Here is a 5,936-nt window from a genome sequence, read left to right on the forward strand (position 1 = left end):
CATCAACCCAAAGAACGTTTCAAGTCGGATAGTTCTTCAAGATCTTCAAGCATGCAAGCTATACCTCCTAATCTTTCTGGAGTATACGCTTGCTGTAACTACTACTGCCAGTAATAACCCAAGGCTCATCTACCAGAATATGGCGCTTTCTTCCTTTGACTCTTTTCCCACAATCATTGCCATATACTTCCCCCTTTTTCCAGTGGTTTTCACTGATTGAGAATCGGTTGCTACCGGCAGATGGTTTTTCTTGTCGCTCTACACTTGTTCTCAACTGACGCCTGAGTTCTTGATTAATTTTTTTCCACACTCCCTTACGCTCAAAAACTCGAAAATAACTGTATACAGTTGAAGACGGTGGCAAATCCTTGGGCATCATTTCCCACGAACATCCTGTCAATAGAACGTAGAATATACCGTTAACTCTCAGTACAGGACAAAAGGCTTGAAAATTTGACCAGGGTGGGGTTTCATCAGAATTACCACAGTCATCAGAAACCCCATGAATCAATAAGCGCGAACTTAAGAAAGCTCTCCAACCCCATCTTGACTGGCATGGAGCCAGACTCTCGTTTAAGCGCCATGTTCTTGCTAGCGCTGATCAAAGTAAAAACTGTCAACCTCAGTGAGCTGGCATTAGGTATGGGATGATTAGCGTTACCAGAGTCGAACTACAAACGCATGCAACGGTTTTTCCGAAAATTTGACATCGATTACACCGTGATCGCGCTTACTAGTGGTAAGTTGGATGCAAATTCCGTGTGGAGTGGGTATTGAGTCTAGATCGTACTACCTGGGAGTTTGGCTCTCGGTGCTACAACATCCTAACCTTAGGCATTGTCCATGAAGGGGTGGCCTTTCCTGTACTGTGGTGGATACTCAACAAAAAAGGAAACTCCAACAGCGATGAGCGGATGCGATTTATCGAGCAGTTGTACAAAATTTTTCCGGATGCTCAGGTCTCCTGCTTGTGCGCCGACCGAGAGTTCATTGGGTTTTGCCTGGGTACGCTATCTCCTGCTAGAGCCATCAATGCCATTTCGATTGAGGATTCGAGCCACAGACAAGATTGAGCACAATGGCCGTTCTCTGGCAGCCCAAGTAGTCTTTGCCCACTTGAAGGTGGGTCAATCCCAAACCCTCAAGGGAACTAGTCGCGTTTGGGGTCAATGTGATTGCCGTTGAGGGATTGCGCCTTGATAATGGCAAGCTTTTGGTGGTCATTGCTCCTGCCAACAGCGAGGGGCTGGTGGCCGATTACGCTTTGCGCTGGGGTATTGAAACCCTATGCAGGCATTTTCAAGACTCGGGGCTAATGCCCTTGAATCGACTCACTTCACCGAGGCAGAGCGCTTGGGAAAGCTCTTTGCGCTTTTGACTTTGGCATTATGCTGGTCGATGCGAACAGGGTTATTCCTTCATCAGCTCCAGCCCATTTCGATTAAAAAACATGGTCGCCGAGCCAAGAGTATTTTCCGATATGGTCTTGACCATCTTCGTCATATTGTACTTAATCCTTCTTTCCTCAATCAAAGAGATTTTCTTCAATCTCTGCAGTTTTTGTCCTGTACTTAGACCGTTAACTACTTCCCGCATATTTACTGTACGTGGACGACCTCCGGTTTTGGCTGCTGGAATCAGAGGCTCGATTATTTTCCACTGTGCATCTGAAATGGTCGCTCTTATAGGCTTTTCTTGAATTTGAACACACTTGGCTGGCTGGCTTGTTTTCTTCCCATAAACCTTAAGTCTATATTTGGCGTACGCTCACCTTCTTTATTTTTACTTTATAAATGGTCTCTAAGTAGGTGGGCTTAATTATCCGTAAAATAGCGCTTGAAATTTAAAATAATGAAACCCCTGTGAATAGAGGCTTCCAGCTTGATTTTCGTCTTTTAAGTTTTAACGTTTATTTATGCCCACCTACTTACAGTTGACCATGTAAACTGCAACGATATGATTACAAAAATCCCCCAAGCCTTCATCCCCGCTCTTTAGAGACGGGGATGAAGGCTCGCAGCGGCTTTAGCCGCCGTGAGAAAAATATTCTGGGAATCTCCAAAATTTGTCGCTGAATAGTATAGACTAAAATAGTAACAGTTGAGGTCGAAGCTGGTGATAATAATTGAGTTCAAAGCATACGGTAAAAAGCACCAATACCAAGCCATTGATGAGGCTATTCGGACGGTAAGATTTATCCGCAATAGCTGCATCAGGCTCTGGATGGACAATAAAGGAACTGGAAAATATGACTTAAGCAAATACTGCAAGGTCTTAGCCAAACAATTCCCATTTGCCGATGAATTGAACTCTACCGCTCGTCAAGCTGCTGCTGAAAGGGCATGGTCATCAATTGCCCGCTTCTACGACAACTGCAAGAAAAAAGTCCCTGGCAAAAAAGGTTTCCCTCGGTTCCAAAAGCACTGCCGAATCACGTTCAGTGACAAAAAGGGTATTGGGAAACTCAAACTCAAAGGTACATGGGATTTGTGGCGTTTCGAAAAAAAGCAAATCAAGAGGGTTAGGATAGTCCGACGAGCTGACGGGTACTATGTTCAGTTTTGTGTTTCAGTTGATGTCAACGAAGAGGTGAAACCAACTGGAAGCACTGTCGGACTAGATGTAGGGCTTAAGGATTTCTATACGGATTCCCAAGGTAATACTGAACCAAACCCTCGGTTTTATAGAACAGGAGAAAAACGTCTAAAGTTTTATCAACGTCGAGTTTCCCGAAAAAATAAAGGCAAGGCCGTAGGCCACGCTTCGCGAACAGCCAACCGCAAGAAAGCAATTAATAAACTAGGCAGAACGCACCTTAGAATAAGTAGGCAGCGTGAGGAGCATGCCAAGAGACTGGGAACGAAGTTACCGTAAGAATAAAGAAGCCTTTATGGTTAGTCGGCTATGCAGAAAAGGGTTAAATCTTTGTTATTAAGGCTTCTTTATTCTAAGGTTTCGTCTCCGGCACGCTGCGTAATCCGGTCTAACGACCTGGTCGCCTATGAAGATCTAAGGGGAAAAAATCTGGTTAAAAACCACTGTCTCGCTAAGTCTATTAATGATGCAGGTTGGTATCAGTTCAGGAGTGCGATTCGTTAGCTATAAACCTTATCAGATAAGGATTTGGAGGATTAGCTGCTTGGTCTAAGAACCATGACAACTTGATAACCATGGTGGTGAAAATCCACCCCGGAGACAAAACCTTAGAATAGTGCAGCCTTAGTACAAAACCTTACTCCTATGATGCCTAACCTGCTGACCATAAAGGCTGCACTATTCTTTCGGTAATTTCTGACCCTCGCGAAATCCGAGTGACAGCCCTACCCTGATTCATGAACCTAACAAACTCATGGATTGATGCAAGGGTCGAATAGTGAAGCACCCTTAACCTGACCGGTGTTAGTAACAGGCAAAGAACCCATGGGTACGAGAGAAAGATACATCTGAATCATCGTCATGGTAACGTAGCGAAATAAGGCTTGAAACGCTACAGACAAACAGTCAATGGAATAGAGGCTTAAATGGTTTCCTGACCATTTAAGGATTTCCCAAATTATTCCCGGTGAATAGTATCACCCTAAAGGTTCACAGAATGGTTATCAGGAACGAATTAAACCCCATATGTACTCTCAGTAAGGTCGATTACTGAGTAGGTAGTTAGCCGGATGTCACATGGGGGAGAGATTGAGTCAGAAGCCAAAGCCTGGATTAATACCCAGGATATGCTGACGGACTCACGTTATAGGAAAGGTATGGTTGTAAGTAGTAATGAAAATGTCTAAAACTCGGGGGTTCGCCCCACGGTCGGAATGGAATAAGGTCAATTGGCGGAAGCTAGAAATGACCCTATTTAAGTTACAAAAACGAATATACCGAGCCTCCCAACGTGGTGATGTCCGCGTGGTAAGAAAGCTGCAAAAGACTCTAATGAAGTCCTGGACTGCCAGAATGATTGCGGTCAGACGGGTCACTCAAGAGAACAAAGGTAAAAAGACTGCCGGAATAGACGGGGTTAAAGCTTTAACCAATAAGCAGCGCCTCGCCTTAGTAGCCAACCTAAAAGTCGCTAAAAAGGCGCAACCTACCAGAAGGGTCTGGATTCCCAAACCTGGACGGACGGAAAAACGCCCCTTGGGTATCCCAACCATGTACGACCGTGCTCTACAGGCACTTGCCAAACAGGCACGCTTAACCTGAATGGGAAGCTAAATTTGAATCTAACTCATACGGGTTCAGACCAGGACGCTCATGTCATGATGCAATCGAAGCAATATTTAAAGGTATCAATAAAAAACCCAAATGGGTACTTGATGCTGATATAGCCAAATGCTTCGACAAAATCAACCATAATGCACTTCTAACTAAATTAAATACGTATCCATCCTTAAGACGTCTAATAAAGTCCTGGCTAAAAGCCGGAGTGATGGATAATGGAACATTCTCACCTACAGAAGAGGGTACTCCCCAGGGAGGGGTAATATCCCCACTCTTGGCAAATATAGCCCTCCACGGAATGGAAAAGGTTATATGGGATTATGCAAACTCTGTTAAAAAGAAAAAGACCTATTATAAAAGGGGTTTAGTTATAATCCGATATGCTGACGATTTCGTCATCCTACACCCCGACCATAAAGTGGTAGAAGAATGTCTTGAAGTCATAGATGAATGGTTAACAGGCATGGGTTTGGAATTAAAGCCAAGCAAAACAAAAATTGTCCATACGTTTGACGGATTTGATTTCCTCGGATTCAATATTCGCCAGTATAAAGTAGGAAAAAATCACTCAAGACAAGGCTTTAAAACCATCATCAAACCATCTAAGGAAGCAATTTTAGAGCATTATGGACAGCTCTCAGAAGCCATAAACAAGCACAGAGCTGCCCCTCAGGAAGCTTTAATTAGCCACCTAAAACCCATTATAAAAGGATGGTGTAACTACTACAGGTCAGTCTGTAGTCAAGAAACCTTCGATGACTTGGGAAACATGCTCTGGAACAAACTCCAAAGATGGGGATATAGGAGACATCCCAACAAATCAAAATCCTGGGTAGTCAAAAAATACTGGGGAACCATTGGAGAGGATAAATGGACGTTTATGACTGGGAAAGACAACTACCTCCCTAAGCACGCCAAAACCGAAATAATACGGCATGTAAAAGTCAAAGAATCCAGAAGTCCTTATGATGGTGACCTGATTTACTGGGGTACCAGAATGAGAAAGCATCCTGAGATGACCACTCGGAAGGGAAGACTTTTAGAACGCCAATAAGGGAAATGCACTTATTGTGGCCTTACCTTTAAGGATGGTGATTTATTGGAAACGCATCATAGAAAACCACGCTCCCTAGGTGGAAGTGATAAAGATGAAAATCTGGAACTACTACACCTACACTGTCACGACACTAAACATGGAACTAAAACTAACCTTAATGATTTAGATGAAAATCCATTCTAGAGGTACCAATGTCAAGGGTTCCTATAATGAGGAGCCGTATGATGCGTGCATTGTCACGTACGGTTCTGAAGACGAGTCAGTGGGGTGACTCACTGGCTTAGTTTAATAATGGTTAGAGCATTTTGGTACTAAGTTTGGTAGAGTCACTGTCGCAGTGAATCCTGCCTACACTAGCCAAAACTGCTCTGAGTGTGGTGAGGTCGTAAAAAAGTCTCTATCAACTAGGACTCACACCTGCAAATGTGGCTGTCAGTTAGATCGCGACCATAATGCCGCTATAAACATCCTCCAAAGAGCCTTGAGTACTGTGGGGCACACAGGAACTTGGGTCATAGACCCGAACGCTTTGGGAGAATCGGCCTCTACTCTTCTTGGCTCCGGCCTGGATGAGCAAGCTGACTCTGTGAACAAAGAATCCCCGCGTCTAATGACCGGGGAGTGTCAATAGGCGTAGGGCTAATCTAGCGCGGACTTGGCTTAA

The 5,936-nt window shown here is 44.1% G+C and carries 6 pseudogenes; 4 read left to right on the plus strand and 2 right to left on the minus strand.

From position 1 onward, the window contains the following. Positions 1-93 precede the first annotated feature (93 nt). A pseudogene (locus F6K57_RS35175) lies at positions 94-421 on the minus strand (transposase); the annotation flags it as partial. Between the two features lie 85 nt (positions 422-506). Between F6K57_RS35175 and F6K57_RS35180 the strand changes: the two are divergent. After that, a pseudogene (locus F6K57_RS35180) lies at positions 507-1,575 on the plus strand (IS4 family transposase). Here the strand turns inward: F6K57_RS35180 and F6K57_RS35185 are convergent. After that, a pseudogene (locus F6K57_RS35185) lies at positions 1,576-1,701 on the minus strand (transposase); the annotation flags it as partial. Between the two features lie 414 nt (positions 1,702-2,115). Here F6K57_RS35185 and F6K57_RS35190 point away from each other — a divergent pair. From F6K57_RS35190 to F6K57_RS35200, 3 pseudogenes are all read left to right on the plus strand, one after another. Continuing rightward, positions 2,116-3,084: pseudogene (locus F6K57_RS35190) on the plus strand (transposase); the annotation flags it as partial. Positions 3,085-3,768: 684 nt separating this feature from the next. Beyond that, positions 3,769-5,455: pseudogene (gene ltrA / locus F6K57_RS35195) on the plus strand (group II intron reverse transcriptase/maturase). A gap of 109 nt (positions 5,456-5,564) precedes the next feature. Continuing rightward, positions 5,565-5,903: pseudogene (locus F6K57_RS35200) on the plus strand (transposase); the annotation flags it as partial. Positions 5,904-5,936: the final 33 nt, after the last annotated feature.

Origin of the sequence: Moorena sp. SIO4A5 (assembly GCF_010672005.1) — a bacterium.
Classification (GTDB): domain Bacteria; phylum Cyanobacteriota; class Cyanobacteriia; order Cyanobacteriales; family Coleofasciculaceae; genus Moorena.